A 16,001-nucleotide genomic window follows, 5' to 3' on the forward strand; every position below is an offset into this window, starting at 1 on the left:
GGGAGCGTGAGGCGACGGCGAAACAAGGTAATCGAATTGCGAGGTGATGATCGCGTGATGCGAAACAGTCTAGCCGTCGATTGGGACAACCCGCTTCTGGGTCTTCGTCAAAGCGGAGCGGCATGACAAAGACCGCCGGACCAAGATGCTACCCGCTACCCGAGGAGTTCGGCTACGCTGGTATGAAGCTTATCCTGCTCGCCACGCGAGCCACCGGTCCTGGATGTGATCTGCATTGGTCTTTGTTGGCGCCTTCGTCGGAGTGGCCCGTGCGATCGAGACATACTTGTGGAAGTCGAATCCCATCGAAAGCTTGATGCCTCTTTTGGCGGCGGCATCATCATATACTTGCAGAAACCGTGTGACGTGCAGAAGATTAACTAGGCCGTTCATTGCTGCACCTTTTCCAGTTGTCATAACCTGCGACATAGATTCTGTCCCTAATTAGCAGTTCCTGATACCCTGCGCCGAATTCATCCGGCGCAGGGGACTTCGATGTGCAAGGGGCTGTTCTGAATGAACAACAAGCAGTGGACTCAGATTGAGCCGTCTGAATGATACCGCTGATATGTGTCGATTGTCATCGCGCGCCGAGTTTCGTTGGCAGATGCGCTTCACTGCGGCGCACGCTTTCTCGATTGCCCGCCCGACACTCGTCCTTACACAACGATCTACAATCGCTTTTGTCGGTGGGCCAAGCGCGTCATTGGCAGGCGAGGTTTGGAACGCTCGCCCGCTAACGGAAAGGACGGCGTCACTTTGTCCATCGACTCCACTTCGATCAAGGAGCATCGCTCGGCAAGGGGCGGAAAAGGGCGAACATGAACAGGCGATCGGCCACTTAGGATACGAGGCGACGGCTTTCGGGGCGAAATAATCAATCGTGGTGCCAAGCCCGTCGTTTCCAAACAAGTCCAACAGAGTCGCCCTCCACAGCTTAGCAAACGCGCTTATAAGGGGCGCAAACGTCATCGAATGCTATTTCTGCCACCTCGAGGATTTCGGCCTGTCGCAACTCGCTACGACGAACTTGCCAGAAACTTTTTGGCCAGGCCGCCCCGCCGCCATCGTTGCCTATGGGACAATCGAGTGTAGGTCTAGTATTTGCTGTACAGCATCAACAAGGATTGAGACACTACCTACTCTAGTGAAGGTGACCTCCCACCGCGTAGTTCCTTCAGATTGAGAAAAACGCTTTATCGGCAAAGCCGATGCAGAACGACTTCGTGGAGCGCTTCAACGGTCAGATGCGGGATGAACTGCTCAATGAGACTCTGTTCTTCGACCCGGATGGCGCCGCGCCAAGATTGCGGCCTGCGCCGCCGACTACAATATCCGGCAGCCTGACTCGTCGCTGAAATACCTGCCTCACAGGCGCACCTCACCGCAACCGACGATCGGCTGCGCAACCCTGACCAGCTGCGCCGATCGTCCGTTGCTCCACCTGCCCCTTGGCGTACAAAACCGTGAGACTCTAACCGCTGCTTATGAGAATTCAGTGGCAGGTTAGGTGCGGGAAGCACGCTGCTTACGGTCGAAGAGTTGTTTCGACGATCGTGACGGACTTTGCCTGGCGTGCTGCGGCAGAGGGGCCGCCAGTCGGCATATTTGGAGCTTGGGTTGGAAGGCTCTGGACCAGATGGGCGGCGGCCTGCCAAACCCGCCGTCGTGGTTGCAACAGGAGTAGGCGGGTGGCGATCACCGGAACTTAGCCCGCATCATGTCCAGCCACTTCGACACATCTTCGCCGGATCTTCTCCAACCGTTCGCAACCAGGGGCACCTCGGACGCGATGACGATCTCCACCGGATCGAGGGTGTCGTACAGGGGCATCAGAGATGCTTCATGTCGCTGTCGATCCGCCGCCGGAAATCCGGCGGCGCTCCCCCTCACGATCGCGATTTACGTTCAAGAAAGTTGCGGATCCCGTTTTGAAACGACGCGGCATCATATCGGCGTTCCAGCGCAGTAATCTCCCCTTCAAGACAAGCAGTCAAAGGATGTTCCGAGCCATCCGAAATCAGTCCTTTCACCGTTGCCACGGTTTCACTGTCCGCACGAGTGAGAGCCATCGCCATCTGCTCGGCTACATCGATTAGGTCCAGATCCCCACTGAGCTCTGTGACGATCCCCCAATCCCTAGCTAGGGAAGCAGATATTGCAGCCGCGCTCAAAATCAACCACTTAGCCCTTTGCAATCCGACCGCTCGCGATGCCCGGCCGACAGATCGGCCGATCGCCAAAGCAAAAGAGGCCGTCGCCGTCCCGATCCGCTCATTCGAGTGACGGCGGATTTGCGCAAATGGTTTGAAGCCGAGCCGTGGCGGACCGGCAGCGAACTATGGCGCGATTGCAGGCAGAATACCCTGGAATCTATCCCCAAAAACTTCTGCGCACGCTACAGCGTTGCCTAAAGACCTGGCGCACCGAACAGGCCAACGCCATGCTGTTTGGTCCCTTCCAAGTGCCGCCGCTCGCCCTTGACGTCGTAGCGCCTCAGTAACGGCGAGCTCGCGCAGGAAAAGCAGGGCGCTGCCAACCGCGACCATCATCGCATCCGGTGCGGGCCGAGTGCCTGATCCGTGCTCGGCGTCAAGGCCATGCCCGCTACGCGGGTCGCTCCGCGAGCCTTGACCCCTGCGCACGGATCAGGCCGCGGACACCATGAGCTTTGCTGGCAGGCCCGGCCTTGAGGCCTGTCCCGGTCAGCAAAGCTCATGGCGAACCGCCACCAAATGGCGGTTACTCCAGCACCGCATCTTAGGCCCACTTCGGCAATCATTGAGACGCCGCCTCCACTTCAAGTCGGGACCAAAAAAGATGAGGCAGCGGACCAGCCTGAGGGAGCACTTTTACGTGCGGCAATACGCGCTCTCATCCTGATTGTCGCGCCATACGATCTGCAGCTGCCGGTCCGGCGGCGTCTCAAACCGCGTCGTCGCCAGATCCTCGCCCTTCACCGCCTGGCGATAGGGCTGGATCTCGCGTTGCAGCGTCCGCCGGCTGACTGTCACGCCTTTCTCGGCCAACAGGTCCTGGCGCACCACGTCGGCATTACCGGGATGCAGAATGAGCCTCTCGCGCAGCCAACCCTCAAGGTTTTCGAGACGCTTCGGCCGCTCAGGCGACTGAACGCCTTCACCCCGCCCGCCGCCACGTAGCCCTCCACCGTGTGATGGCTGCAGCCGCTGTCGCCCAACCGGCTTCAGACCCTAGTCATTCACTCTCCCCTTAGCTCTCCGAGCGGGCGCAATTCCCTTGGGACGCTCAGGGCCGTTTTCCTGGCGCACGACGATCGGCGAAGGTGCCCCGTGTCAGCGCCCGAATGAGCGCCGAGAGGCAGCGCATTGTGCCGAGACATGATCGTGCGGCGCGACGGCGCGCGCGCGAAGCTTGTCTTCGCAGCTCCCGCCCGAGGGCGTCGCTGCAGCAATGAACAGATAGCACGGGCTGCTTCCGGAACCGATCGGGATGCAGCCTTCGGGGAAAAGACTCGCAAGTATTACTCGCGTAAGCGATACTAATGGACGGAATCGAACACATGATGCCCAGGTGTGACGGCAGCAATGATTTCGCCTGGGTCGGCGGTCCAGACGGAGGTTTGGTTGTCGATTGTGCCAGGTAGCGGCTGATGATTGCTTGAGGTCGACAACAGAGTGGAAGATGCCGCGTGGAGGCGCCGCTTAGACTTGCGAAAAGCCCGCCGACGGTGTCGAGGGACGAGCACGGCGTGAAGTGGAAGTGAAGTGCCGATGGTGCTACCTCTAGGCCTCACCCAGGGATGCTTGTGAACGGCATAGTTGGCAGGGAAGCGGGCGGCCTTGCCGGCCGGCACCGGATTTGGCCCGGTGTCGCCACAACGTCGCTGTTATGATATCCAGTCTCCGCTTACGCGAGTTGAAATAGCTGGCGGGGTATTGTCGTGATCGGATCGAACCCATCTTCAGTGACGCGGATCGTGTCTTCGATCATCATCCCGCCCCATCCTAATTCATAGAAGGGCGTTTCAACGCAAAGACACATACCGTCAGCCAGAACGGCGTCAGATGCCTCGTTGATGAGCGGATATTCATATCCACTAAGGCCAATGCCATGCCCGCAATGATGTCGCCGATATGAGGGTATGCCCGCGCTGCGGGTCGTATTGACGGCTGCCAGGTGAACGTCGCGTACCTTTGCTCCGGACCGCACTGCGGCGAGTTCCGCTTCAAGACCCTCAGCAATGGCCTTGTAGCGTGCAGTGATAAGCTTCGAAGCGTCCCCCACAACAAAGGTACGCGCCATGTCAGATTTGTACCCATCAACTACGCAGCCGGCATCAAGACGGATGATGTCTCCAGCTTGGATTTTACGTCCTGTCGGGTATGCGTCCGCAAGTGCTGAGCGCGGGCCTGTCGTCACACTGATGAACTCGGGGACACCGCCGCCGCGAACCATTTCGCTCGCAACCAGGCCGGCGAGCTCCCATTCGCTCATGCCGACTTTGAACTCCCGCCGGATCGCGTCGATGCCGGTTTCAACGAGCTGAGTCGCTCTTCTAAGACGAACCAGTTCTCCCGGAAGCTTTGTCAACCGGCTACGAACAACGGCATCGCTGATGTCAACGATCGGCCTTGTTGCGCCGAGCAGCGTTTTCAGGTCAGTGCCACCGCGACCGTCGACACCGAGATTGAGATCTTTTGGCGCGACAGCATTTACCGCGGCCATAACCGCTTCCGCGAAGGTTTTGAAGCCTGGTGCGTCGTATTCTACGGGAGGGCCATCGGCAGACCGCTCAAAGTAAAACAGGCCATACCGGAAAATGAGTGTAGGATCGCCCAGACACTCCAACGCCGGACCGGCGTCAGCCGCGCTGACGACTAGAGCGGTTTTGTCGCGGGTCGCCACGGCAGCCGAAAGATACGACGAGTACGTATCGTTCATGCTGTAATAGCCGCTGAGATAACTTTTGGTAGGCAGATCACAGGAGATAACGGCACCGATATCTTCACCAAGCAGAGCAAACAGCTTGCTCCGACGCGCGTTCGCCAAATTCGTCAGACTTTCCATCGAATCCATTTCAGAGTTTCTCCGTAAGGAATATTCAGGCCCCGTCCCGCGCGGATGAGACACAAAGCAAGTTCTCGTTTCAGTTGGGCAGTAGACCCCGACGCCTCACGCCTCAGGTGAATATCCGTAGGCTTCTGCCAAATAGCTTAGAGCGGACGACAAGGTGCCCTCCAGCCGATGGGCGCGCCCCTCCGAAACGGTGGTTAAGTCGAGATCCTTCATACCGCTCGCTGTAAGCACGCAAACAACGGTATCTTCGGACTTGATATCACCGCGCCGGCTCATTTCGCGGACAGCCGCGAGCGTTGTGACTGAAGAAAGCTCACCGAGAACACCCTCTGTGCGTGCGAGCTCGTTCTGTAGGTCTAGCAAACCGCTATCACCTACCCTCGCGGCTTGACCGCCGGAAGCTCGAAGAGCCTGGAGAGCCTGAAACGAACTCTGGAGGCACCAGATGGAAATGGCACGGGTATCGTGATCTCGCTCAACCAAGGCGACCCGATCACCGGCTTGAACAAGCGACTGCGCAAGCGAGCCGTAGATTTCCGCCGCAACCAACTTAGGCGTTCTGCCAGCAACGCCGAGGTCAACGAGATCTTTGAAGCCTCGGAAAACGCCGGCGAGCACATCTCCATAAGCGGTCGGGATGACAATCCATTCCGGTACTTTGCCTCCGAGCTGTTCGAAGATTTCGTAGGCGATCGTTTTGTATCCCTCGATACCTACGGGATGGCTGCCGATGACGGGGGCCACAAAAGGAGAAGTGGCATACCAGCCAAGCCGGCGAACCCCCTCTTCAAGCACGGGCCAGCGCTGGCTTCCTTCTGGCAGCGGCACAACCATCGCGCCGTAGCGCTTTATCTGCTCGGTCATGAGGCCGCTGGCCGCTTGGGAGGTTAGCACAACACAGGGAAGGCCCGCCTTTGCCGCATAAGCCGCAAGCGATGCTCCGGCATTCCCCGTTGAGGCGGTTGCGATGGTTGTCGCTCCGAGCTTGCGAGCGTGGGATACTGCAACGCATGAAAACCGATCCTTATGCGACCAGGTGGGATTTCGGCTTTCCTCTTTGAAGAACAGCTGCGGGCACTTAACGGAATCACCAATGCGCTCCGCGCGTACCAGTGGAGTAATCCCCTCACCTAGACTTACGATCTCGGCGGCGGATACTGGTAAGAAGCTCTCGAATCGACCCCAATGCTGACCGGCACCCACCGGCCACCCACGCCCACTTAGGGTCTCTTCGGAATAAACAACTTGCAAGTTTGATGGCGCGACCGGCCGACACGCTGGGCAGCCTCTCGAGTCTATTACAACATCTGCAGGGTATCGCGTCGCACAACGTATACAGGCAAGAGCCGCGATCTTCTCGAACGCCGAGGCCGTCATTGTTTCCTCCATGAGCCGAGCAAGGCTTGAGAGCATGCACGCCCCCCGTTTCCGGCTCCGACTAACAAGTCAAATAATAATCCTGGTGCGAGATCGGCGTTGTCGTCCCGACGGCGCAACGCCCACTGCGCCATGACCGCTGTATGATTGTGAAGCGTATCGCCCGCTCCTGGTGCTCGGGAAACCTCGCCGACGAACATCGGGCAAGATATCCAGAATCTCGCCTAGGTCTGTTCGACAGTGCTCAGCACCTTCATGACGCGGACACGCATTCAACGGGTATTTGCCGCGTGCGCTCCCGGCTGCCCCGAGCAGTACCCAAACGAGAGCAGTGGAGTTAAAGGCAAGGATCTCGCGAGCGTCGATGCGAAGCAAGACACGGCGCCGAACTGGCACCGATAGGATGCTTACAGCCTTGCCGCCTTTGACCACACTGAGGCAGCCGTTGAGGCTTTCGATGTCGGGCAGAGACTCCAGCTTTATTCGGACAAGTCGTGGGACGCTATGACGGTTTGACCGGCGTATGGCTCCATAGCCGATCCTGGGGCGACGGACATGGGCAATCTGCTCCGCATTGCCCCCGCTCTCGAGCATGCTGGCAAGCTGGGCGGCTGTCACTTCAAACCCCGTTCGGCGCCCGATTTCCGGACCACCAGCCGGAGCGTTGGCCGAATCGATGATTTGCAAGACTGAAATTCCCGCTCAAACTGTCACCCCACATTGTTCAAGGGGGATTTGGAGACGTCGGTCAGCCGCGAGAGGTTCGCGGGCAGCCTGTCAGCCGCGTTGACGGTTTGGAGCAGGTGCCAGAGAGTGGCGAGGTTGCTTGTTACGACCGGAAGACCGAGCCGCTTCTCAAGCGGAGCGACGCCACGCAACCAGCCAAAGTCTGTGCAACTAATGAACACACTGTCGGCATCATTCGGTACCTGGGGAGCGACCCAATCGTTAATGGGCTCCCAGCAGTTATCCTCAAGAGTCGCCCTCAGATCAAATCCAAAAGCGTGCATCGCAATGTCGAAACCGTTCCCCTGAAGAAATTTCACGAGACGGTTCGAGAGCCATTCATCGTAGGGAGTAAAGACTGCAATCTTCCGGACGCCAAGCGCACGAAGCGACGACAGCACGGCTCCGGATGTTGTGACGGCAGGCAGGCCGGACGCCTCTTCCATCACCTTCACCACGCTTTCATCGTAGCCTGCTCCTTCGACAAAACTGCCGCCGGTACAACCGAGGGCAATGCCTTTCATCCGGCGGGGATGACTAAGCAGCCGCGCAGCCTCACGCGAGCTTTCCTTCATCGCAGTAAGCTGCTCGATAGTATCTTCAGAGTTGAGCACTCGGCTGAAATGGAAGCTGACACCGTCCAAGCCTAGACCCGTGTAGTCACGCTCCAAAACCGTGTTACTCGACGGCACGATGATCCCGAGGCCAAATGACTGTTGGGGCATCTAATCTCCTTTAACTTCATACCTGCGTAAGTCCCGAGATAACCTCGGGCTACCTTGGGAGTGCTCAGGATTTATCTGGATCCGTGCCTAGCGCCGATACGCGCCAACTCAACGACGGCGCTGCGCCGAAGTCGGACCCTGGATCACTATCAAGCTTATCCTGCACGCCATGCGAGCCAACGTTCCTGGATGTGATCCTCATTGCTCTTGCCGTCCGGACGTTTCGTCTGGAGCCAGGTGAAATCATCAATGATAAACTTTGAAGCGTTCACCGGGTTGATGCTGAGAAGTGGCGCCAAGTCGGGCGGCAAATACTTGAGCTGGTTTGAATTTGGACCGGGATAGCCAGTAGTTTGCGTGAACGCGGCGGCAATCTGCGCGCGATTCAAGAACGCAATCAGCTTTTGTGCATTCCCTGTGTTGGGACCGCCTTTCAGAATGACTCCCAAAGTGGGCCCCACATGAGCGCCGTCCCAACTGATTTTAATTGACGCTCCTTGTCGGATCGCAGCTATGGCACGGCCATCGTACATACTCGTGGCCACGTATTCTCGGTTGATCAGAAGCTGCGCCGGCTCTCCTCCAGCACTCCACCACTTGGAGATGTGAGGTTTAATCTCGTTTAGCTTTTTGAACGCAATATCGAGCTTGTCGTCCGTGAGCGGCCACATATCTTTCTTAGTGAAGCCGGCAGCGATGAGCGCATACCGGATATTGTTCTGCCCCCTGGACGCGTACAGACCACGCGGTCCAGGAAATTTCTTTACGTCCCAGAAATCCGCCCAGGTTTGGGGCCCGCCCCCCGGGAACGCGCGCTGATCATAGGCGAGGACCTCGGAGTTATAGTCGATGTAAACCGCGTCTTTGAGCCGGACCTCGCTGGAAGTACCATCAACGGACTCTTGGTCCCAAAGGCTGTAATCAATCGGCACAAACATTCCAGCTTCGTGCATCTCTGGATAGTTCTTGCGCGGCAGATATGCGATATCCCAATCGACGCGACCGGCCTCGAACATCGCCTTAACCAATGGCACAGGTAGATCGCCAACTGCTTCCACGACTTTTATGCCCGTGGCCTCTTTAAAGGGCTCAAAAACATGTCGTCGAACGCCCTCAGTATAGGAACCACCCCAGCTGAAAGCGACGACCTCTCCAGTTCCCGCGAGCTTTTCCTGTGCCCAAGCACGGGTGGCCTGGGCGACGAAGGGTACGCTCAGTAAGGCAGCGGTCGACTGCAGCAGTGAGCGGCGACTCAGGCTGCAAAATGAGTCCCCGGAATTCTGCTTGGTCATGACGTTTCCCTCGCGATGAAGAGCTGAATTTTTGCGCCTCAGTCGTAAGGCGTGGCGACGCACAAAGGCCGCGTAAATCGCCTCCAGATCGAAGAAATTCTGCAAAACGACAGGCATACCTGCCGATCGACACTCCAACCATCATCTCTGGATGTGAGCATCGCTATCGTGGCGACGGATCAGGGGAAGCTTGGGAAGCCGGGGTTGGGGATGCTGCGTCCGGCCCGAGGCCAGCGGCAAAAGGTCCAGAGGACCTTCCTGGCGCGGCGATGCCGCCAAGTGGCGCTTGGCTGCGGCCATTCTATTTCCTTAAGGCTGGGGAGAGCGGCTGGTACTCGATCCTACGCCGAGGTGCGCGGTGAAGCAGACTCGTATTTACGAGGTGCCTACGCTCGACAACTTCGACCTCGAGGTTCGGGATGCCGAACCCTTCGTGGACAGCCTCAGAAACTATTTCTCGAAGCTCGCCCTTGCCAAATGCAGCGATGCCTTGATGCTGCGTGAGAAGGCATCGCCGTCATTTGTGCCCTATTGCCTGGAGGCGATGGGCCAATGCGTATCGAGAAGGGCTATATCACGGGGGCGGACTTGAACGGGCAAGCGACAGCCGCCGAAGTCGGTGCAGGCCGGATGATGAAGAAAGCGAGGCGATTTCATCAGTCGTGCGCTGAGTACCCGCCCGGCGCTCGCCGATCCTGGCAGGTCGCGGATGGCCGGACGCCCTTTCGAATGCGGCAAGCACCTGCACAGGGGAGCTCATCTCGTGCTAAAGCCGGCTTAGACAGGAGCCTGGGCTGCTTCCGAGCGTCACGCCGCCGATTGAGCTCGGGCAGTGAATCGGCTTCGTGGATAACCCTAACACATGGTGCCCGCATCTGACGGTACAATGATTTTGTCTGAACGTAGCGGACCAGTGATCGACGATAGAGTGGAACACGCCGCGCTTTAGACGGCGGCTTCGAGAGTTTTGAGACTGCCCGAGGGCCTTGAGCCACGAGCACGAGGCCGGCATGAAATGCTTATCGTCCGGAGAACAGCATTCAGCACCTACGCAACGAGAACTCCATTCTTTAATGTCCCCGGAAGAGGGGCTTTCGTTTCTCCGCAAACGCGCGCACACCCTCTTTGTGGTCGAAAGTCAGTTCCGTCCTGATCAGATTTTCGGCCTCGTAGTCCATCGATTGCAGAAGGCCAGTGCTGAGAGCGTCGTCCAAGTTGTCCTTCATGCAACTAAATGCGAATGTGGGCCCTTGCGCGAGCGACGCCGCAAGCGCAAACGCGGTCTCCGGTAAATCCGCGTCCGGCACCACGCGGTTGAGGAGGCCTATCGATTCCGCCCGTTCGGCATCGATGCGCTCGGCCAGGAACATCAGCTCGCGCGCACGGGAGAATCCGACCAGTCGCGTCAGCAGCCAGGCTATACCGCAATCGCCGGACAAGGCGACCCGCGCATATGAGGTGGTCAGGATGGCCGACCGAGCAGCAATGCGGATGTCGCAGGCGAGAGCAAGCGCAAGCCCCGCTCCCGCTGCCGCGCCCGGCAGCGCCGCAACAGTCGGCTTTCTCACTGCGACCAACGCACCAATCCAGGTTCGCTGGTCAGCACGCAAATCGGCAACTCGCTGATTGAAAGCTGCTACGGCTGTTTCCGAACTCTGGCCCATGCCTTTCACATCGCCTCCAGCACTGAAGGTGGTACCAGCACCGGTGATAAGGATTGAACCGACTCGTGCGTCCTCGGCGAAGCGCTCGATCAACTTACTCCACGCAGCTTTCATTCCTTTGGAAAGCGCGTTCCGTGCCTGTGGCCGATTAAACGTGATAACGGCCACGCGGTCGCGGATTTCCGCCAGCAAGTCATCTGTTCCTGAATCGATCTGAAATTCCTGTGACATGCTCATAGCTCCTTGGTACTTTGCCACTTACACGGGCCGACCTACATCCAAATGCGATAGATAATCGTAAGCTTGCTAGAGCTCATCACGACAGCACAGCAATAGCGTCCCCGCACATGCCCGAAATCTGGATCGCGTCGGCTGAAGGCTGGGCCATGCAGGTGATCGAGACTTCGTCGGAGCTCCGCATTAGCTAAACTCCTACCTGCAATATACAACTTATCGAACCGATGCAGGCCACGGCTTCGGCCTAACCGGCTGGCTTCGCAGACGCCAGTCAACCGGGTACGGGACGAAAAACATGATCCCTCTTTCGCCTTCGTACTTCAGCGGAGTCCCTTTCGGCAGCCAGACCACGTCCCCCAGCCGCGCGTCGATTGCCTGGCTATAGTTCTCACCTGTGCGAATCCGCATCACTCCACCAAGCGCGACCGAGATCTGGTCATATTCCGTTGTCCAGTCGACCGAGCTACCGTTGAACGTCGCGATCGTCGCACCAAGTGATTTACTGATCTCTGGAGTAACGAGGCTGCACGTGGACGCATAGCCGCCCGAGTAGATTTGCATCTGGGAATAGATCATGTCCGTGCTTCGGAAATGATAGACGTCGTTCAAAGGCTTATCATCCTCGGTCGCCTCGCTGCGGGTCCGCCAATCAACAGGGTGACGAGCATAAAATACCTTGGCCTTGTCCCCTTGGTACTTCAGGCGGGTTCCCTTGGTAAGCCAAATTACATCGCCGAACCTCGCTTCAATGACACGGCCACAGTTTTCGCCGGTGAGGAGCCGAAATATTCCACCAAGCACGACGATGGTCTCATCATAATTCACTTTGCGTTCAATCGAGCAGCCGTCGTACGTGGCGATGCCGGCATCGATTGTCTTGCTGATGTCTGGACCGACCAATTGGCAAACACTCGCGGAGCCACCGGCGTCGCTATGCATCTGCGCAAATACCATGTCCTCGCTCTTCACATAGAGCGCTTTAGTCATCATCGTTCTCCCTTCTTGGTTCAGGAGCCTACCCAAAAGGCATACACCCGGTTCATTTCGCGCAATCGTTTGAGCAAGTGCCCCAATCTTCGTCACCGCCCCCATAAGTGCCATCGGTGAAATCAGGAGGAGAGACAACGTGAGGAGGACAGGTCCCTCGCCATTTTGTCACACGCCGTCTGAATGATCACCGCTTCCATTGCGGGGCCCCACAGGCGCCCCTTACGCAGAAAGCTCCGCAGCGACTATATTGCATCGATAAGGGCCCTGATCTTGCGAAAACTCCGCCCGTTGAGGCAGAATCCTGCAAAATGATCCGCGCATTGTACCAAATCAGACCTAAATGGGCTCCAAGACGCTTGAGCTTTCGTTTTGGGCAAAGTTCTGGGTGCCACGCTCTAGGAGTAAGGTGCTCCTCGCGCAATTCTCCTCCCTTTGCCCCAGACGAAAGTTGGGGTCGGAGCCGCTCGTGCATTCATTCACCGGATCGCCGGGCGTAAACGCTGAAAAACTGCGAACTGCTTCAGGTAAGTCTGGCGCTGATCTGCCCCGGAGAGACCACTTGCGTTCGGCTCAGTAACTCTGAGACGACAAGAATAGAGATCGACTATCTCCGCTATGTCTTGAATCATGATCGGAATGCTCATGGACGACGCCATTCTCAATGCAGCGAATAAGCATTTCGCATCGAATTACTTCGAAGCTCGTCATAAGTTTCGGGATTACGTCCGCAAAGCCGCCGTCGGTGAGGCACGGGCTTATCCATCCCCCGCTCATGGGCCCGGTGGAGAAGAGCTCTCGACAGATGTTGCCTGGTTTGGTGATCGGGGGGCCTCGAAAGTGGGGGTTCTCATATCGTCTACGCACGGCGCCGAAGGATATTGTGGATCCGCAGCGCAGCTCGACTGGTTGGCCGAGCGTGGTTACGAACAGCTGAAGTCTGATGAAGCCACGTTGCTAATTCATGCCATCAACCCATACGGGTTCGCATGGGACCGGCGCGTTACGCAAGAAGGTTGCGACCTCAATAGGAATTTCATCGATTTCACGGCTCCCCTTCCTCAAAACGAGGGATACGATGCAATCGCGGATAGTCTGGTACCAAGTGCGTTGGATGGGCCTGTTTTTGCGGCGGCCGAAGCAGCGATTGAAAGGTACCGGGCAGCCTACGGTGAAATCGCCTACCGAAAGGCACGGACCAGCGGTCAGTATCGCCATCCGACAGGAATGTTCTTTGGCGGCTTCGGCCCCAGCGTAGCTCGCCAAACCCTCGAACAGATCGTGTCGGACTACAGTATCGCGTCGCGTCAGCTAGTCTTGATCGTAGACTATCACACAGGCCTCGGACCATATGGCTATGGTGAGCTGCAATGCGAGCAGGCATCGGGCATGAATGGATATCAGCGGGCGCGCGACATATTCGGCCATTCAGTCACTTCACCAGATCTCGGCACCTCATCGGCCTTGGTACTGAATGGCACGCAAGACGACTATTGGCAGCGGCTCCTGGGTGATCGCCACGTCTACGTTTGCCTAGAGTTTGGAACCTACCCTCCGGAGGCGGCCAGACCAGTGTTGCGCGCTGACCATTGGCTATATGCCTACGGTCAAGCTCAGATTCAAACCGACTTTGGGCGTGACATTCGCCGACGCGTGAAGCAGCACTACTATCCGGATAGAGCCGATTGGAAGGAGATGGTGCTATGTCGCACTCGCCAGGTTCATCGGCAGATGATTCAAGGCATGCGAAGGTGAACGCGGGCTCGCGCGCTCAACGAACATGACGGTACCAGGTGTATCGATCCCTCAAACCGCTCTCATGGGCGTCTTCCTCCCTCGGATGGCCCGTTCCACAAGGAGCGGGCCGCCCTTTTTAGAGAGCCGCTATCCGAGCGCGGAGCGTAACTTAAACACTCACCGCACCAACATAGCTATTCAGCGTGGCTGATTCCGCCCAAATACACCAACGTCGAGAGGATCACATGGTCAATCGAATGCAATTCTATATAGACGGCGCTTGGATCAATCCCGCCGCGCCAAAGTCAATGCGTACGATCAATCCAGCAACGGCAGAGGAGATGTATGAGGTAGCGCTTGGCTCAAAGGCAGACGTCGATAGGGCGGTCATCGCGGCTAGGCGCGCGTTCGAGTACTTTTCTCAGACGACGCGCGAGCAGCGCCTAAGCCTGCTCGCAAACATCATCGATATCTACAAAGGTCGCGCGAAAGAAATCGGCGACGCGATCTCCGACGAGATCGGCGCTCCGTTAGAGATGGCAGAGCAGATGCAGGCAAACTCTGCCATCGGCCATCTCGCGACCACGCTCGACGTGCTAAAGAACTACTCTTTCGAAGAGCGAATTGGCAGTGCGGCTGTGCTTCGTGAGCCTATCGGCGTAGTGGGAATGATCACGCCTTGGAATTGGCCTATGAGCCAAATAGCTTGCAAGGTAGCACCAGCGCTCGCTGCCGGTTGCACTATGATTCTCAAGCCGTCCGAATTCGCCCCCACCTGTGCCCTAATATTCGCGGAGATCCTTCATGAAGCTGGCGTACCGAAGGGGGTATTCAATCTCATTAACGGCTTAGGCCCTGAAGTGGGTGCTGCTATGAGCGAGCATCGAGACATCGATATGATCTCTTTCACCGGATCGACGCGAGCGGGAATCGACGTTGCGAGCCGAGCGGCCCATACTGTCAAGCGCGTAAGCCAAGAGCTGGGAGGCAAGTCTCCGTACGTTATTCTTGATGATGCCGATTTCGACAAGGCAGTCCGCGGATGCGTCGAGACGATTTTCCTTAACTCCGGCCAATCTTGCGACGCGCCATCGCGGCTAATTGTGCCGAAGTCCAGAATGGCGGAAGTCGCAGAGATCGCGAAGACGGTGGCGGACAGGTACAAGGTCGGCCATCCCCGCGCCGCCGGTACACATATGGGCCCCGTGGTAAACCGCGGCCAGTGGGACAAAATTCAAGGACTAATCCAAAAAGGCATGGACGAGGGAGCCACGATGATCACTGGCGGCCTCGGCCTGCCAAATGGCATCGAAAAAGGGTTTTATATTCGACCTACAATTTTCGCGAACGTCACAAGCGAGATGACCATTGCACGTGAGGAGATCTTCGGGCCTGTCCTTGCGATCATTGGTGCCAAGGACGAGCACGACGCAATTCGAATTGCCAATGATACCCCCTATGGTCTCGCCGGTTACGTATTCTCCAGTTCGACCGATCGCGCGCGCAGCGTAGGTCGCTTGATTCGTGCAGGCAACATATACCTGCAGGGTGCATCACTTGACCGCGCGGCCCCCTTTGGCGGGTACAAACAATCAGGTAACGGTCGCGAATGGGGGCGCTTCGGCCTGGAAGACTATTTGGAAGTCAAATCGATTGCCGGCGCTATTAGTGCTGAACCGTGAAGCCTAAAGCGCTGAACAAGGTTCGGTGCCGCCGGAGCTGAGATTGCAAGCTTTCGAGATTCGAATCCGCGAAGGCTTGCGCCTACACGGCAACCTAGCCTGGAGTGTACACCGGTTCCTCCGCTCCATCGCCGAACCGACTGCTGCGAGCCTCAGGTGGAGTGGAAACTGTCGCCTGGCTCGAGCACGCGAACAGCTAGAAAACAATGCAAACCACGCCAGCATAAACCAAAAAGCCTGGGCGCACACGTGAGGCAATGAGCAGCCCGATCGGCGAGACATTGTGCGGGATTGCGCCGCAACATTGCAGGACAATCTCCGTGTCGTTCTCACATGGCAGAATCTATTGCCACGAGCAGATTTGAAAGCTTCGTCGCGGCTACTCCGTCGTAAGCGCTGTTCAGCGGCCACCTTCCGGATGACGGGGTGATCTGCGAGTCTGCGGTTTGTTCGGACCGTTAGGCTTAGAATGGACACTGTGCATAGTGCTATCACGGAGCCGGTGCGACGGCTTGA

At 57.5% G+C, this 16,001-nt stretch carries 11 protein-coding genes and 2 pseudogenes; 4 read left to right on the plus strand and 9 right to left on the minus strand.

Annotation, left to right across the window (positions count from 1 at the left end; translation table 11 throughout):
• Window positions 1-1,205: 1,205 nt before the first annotated feature.
• Window positions 1,206-1,510, plus strand: a pseudogene (locus tag I6F16_RS34265) (transposase); the annotation flags it as partial.
• 188 nt (window positions 1,511-1,698) lie between these two features.
• On the opposite strand, the gene I6F16_RS38095 reads toward I6F16_RS34265, so the two are convergent.
• The gene (locus I6F16_RS38095; RefSeq protein ID WP_276573572.1) at window positions 1,699-1,833 is read right to left on the minus strand and encodes a hypothetical protein; all 135 of its coding nucleotides are present in this window, start codon (window positions 1,831-1,833) and stop codon (window positions 1,699-1,701) included.
• Between the two features lie 56 nt (window positions 1,834-1,889).
• Entirely contained in the window at window positions 1,890-2,198 is a 309-nt protein-coding gene (locus I6F16_RS34270; RefSeq protein WP_249785702.1) for an enoyl-CoA hydratase-related protein, read from the minus strand.
• 19 nt (window positions 2,199-2,217) lie between these two features.
• Here I6F16_RS34270 and I6F16_RS34275 point away from each other — a divergent pair.
• A pseudogene (locus tag I6F16_RS34275) lies at window positions 2,218-2,503 on the plus strand (ISNCY family transposase); the annotation flags it as partial.
• Between the two features lie 349 nt (window positions 2,504-2,852).
• Here I6F16_RS34275 and I6F16_RS34280 read toward each other — a convergent pair.
• The 7 genes from I6F16_RS34280 to I6F16_RS34310 all read right to left on the minus strand — a co-directional run bounded on the left by I6F16_RS34280 (window position 2,853) and on the right by I6F16_RS34310 (window position 12,066).
• Entirely contained in the window at window positions 2,853-3,047 is a 195-nt protein-coding gene (locus I6F16_RS34280; protein ID WP_225174365.1) for a hypothetical protein, read from the minus strand.
• A gap of 841 nt (window positions 3,048-3,888) precedes the next feature.
• Complete coding sequence (locus tag I6F16_RS34285) at window positions 3,889-5,058, minus strand: Xaa-Pro peptidase family protein (protein ID WP_225174366.1); 1,170 nt, start codon at window positions 5,056-5,058, stop codon at window positions 3,889-3,891.
• 96 nt (window positions 5,059-5,154) lie between these two features.
• Entirely contained in the window at window positions 5,155-6,471 is a 1,317-nt protein-coding gene (locus I6F16_RS34290) for a pyridoxal-phosphate dependent enzyme (protein ID WP_346656621.1), read from the minus strand.
• Between the two features lie 674 nt (window positions 6,472-7,145).
• Window positions 7,146-7,886, minus strand: a complete 741-nt coding sequence (locus tag I6F16_RS34295) for a hypothetical protein (protein WP_225174368.1) — start codon at window positions 7,884-7,886, stop codon at window positions 7,146-7,148.
• A gap of 155 nt (window positions 7,887-8,041) precedes the next feature.
• Window positions 8,042-9,178 (minus strand): ABC transporter substrate-binding protein, encoded by a 1,137-nt coding sequence (locus tag I6F16_RS34300; protein ID WP_225174369.1) that lies wholly within the window; start codon window positions 9,176-9,178, stop codon window positions 8,042-8,044.
• Between the two features lie 1,070 nt (window positions 9,179-10,248).
• Window positions 10,249-11,073 carry an enoyl-CoA hydratase-related protein gene (locus I6F16_RS34305; protein ID WP_225174370.1) on the minus strand — a complete coding sequence of 275 codons (825 nt, stop codon included), beginning with the start codon at window positions 11,071-11,073 and terminating at the stop codon, window positions 10,249-10,251.
• Window positions 11,074-11,292: 219 nt separating this feature from the next.
• The gene (locus tag I6F16_RS34310) at window positions 11,293-12,066 is read right to left on the minus strand and encodes a hypothetical protein (protein WP_225174371.1); all 774 of its coding nucleotides are present in this window, start codon (window positions 12,064-12,066) and stop codon (window positions 11,293-11,295) included.
• A 645-nt stretch (window positions 12,067-12,711) separates the two neighbouring features.
• Here I6F16_RS34310 and I6F16_RS34315 point away from each other — a divergent pair.
• Both I6F16_RS34315 and I6F16_RS34320 read left to right on the plus strand, forming a co-directional pair.
• A complete protein-coding gene (locus I6F16_RS34315) occupies window positions 12,712-13,821 on the plus strand; it encodes a M14 family metallopeptidase (RefSeq protein WP_225174372.1) in 1,110 nt (369 codons plus the stop codon).
• A 227-nt stretch (window positions 13,822-14,048) separates the two neighbouring features.
• The gene (locus tag I6F16_RS34320; RefSeq protein WP_225174373.1) at window positions 14,049-15,485 is read left to right on the plus strand and encodes an aldehyde dehydrogenase family protein; all 1,437 of its coding nucleotides are present in this window, start codon (window positions 14,049-14,051) and stop codon (window positions 15,483-15,485) included.
• Window positions 15,486-16,001: the final 516 nt, after the last annotated feature.

It is taken from the genome of Bradyrhizobium sp. IC4060, assembly GCF_020193715.1.
Taxonomy (GTDB): domain Bacteria; phylum Pseudomonadota; class Alphaproteobacteria; order Rhizobiales; family Xanthobacteraceae; genus Bradyrhizobium; species Bradyrhizobium yuanmingense.

Bases quoted from the DNA above. Each gene is read 5' to 3' on its own strand.
- I6F16_RS34320 (WP_225174373.1), top strand. From the start codon at position 14,049: ATGGTCAATCGAATGCAATTCTATATAGACGGCGCTTGGATCAATCCC.
- I6F16_RS34290 (WP_346656621.1), bottom strand. From the start codon at position 6,471: ATGCTCTCAAGCCTTGCTCGGCTCATGGAGGAAACAATGACGGCCTCG.
- I6F16_RS34300 (WP_225174369.1), bottom strand. From the start codon at position 9,178: ATGACCAAGCAGAATTCCGGGGACTCATTTTGCAGCCTGAGTCGCCGC.
- I6F16_RS34315 (WP_225174372.1), top strand. From the start codon at position 12,712: ATGGACGACGCCATTCTCAATGCAGCGAATAAGCATTTCGCATCGAAT.
- I6F16_RS34285 (WP_225174366.1), bottom strand. From the start codon at position 5,058: ATGGATTCGATGGAAAGTCTGACGAATTTGGCGAACGCGCGTCGGAGC.
- I6F16_RS34310 (WP_225174371.1), bottom strand. From the start codon at position 12,066: ATGACTAAAGCGCTCTATGTGAAGAGCGAGGACATGGTATTTGCGCAG.
- I6F16_RS38095 (WP_276573572.1), bottom strand. From the start codon at position 1,833: ATGCCCCTGTACGACACCCTCGATCCGGTGGAGATCGTCATCGCGTCC.
- I6F16_RS34295 (WP_225174368.1), bottom strand. From the start codon at position 7,886: ATGCCCCAACAGTCATTTGGCCTCGGGATCATCGTGCCGTCGAGTAAC.
- I6F16_RS34305 (WP_225174370.1), bottom strand. From the start codon at position 11,073: ATGTCACAGGAATTTCAGATCGATTCAGGAACAGATGACTTGCTGGCG.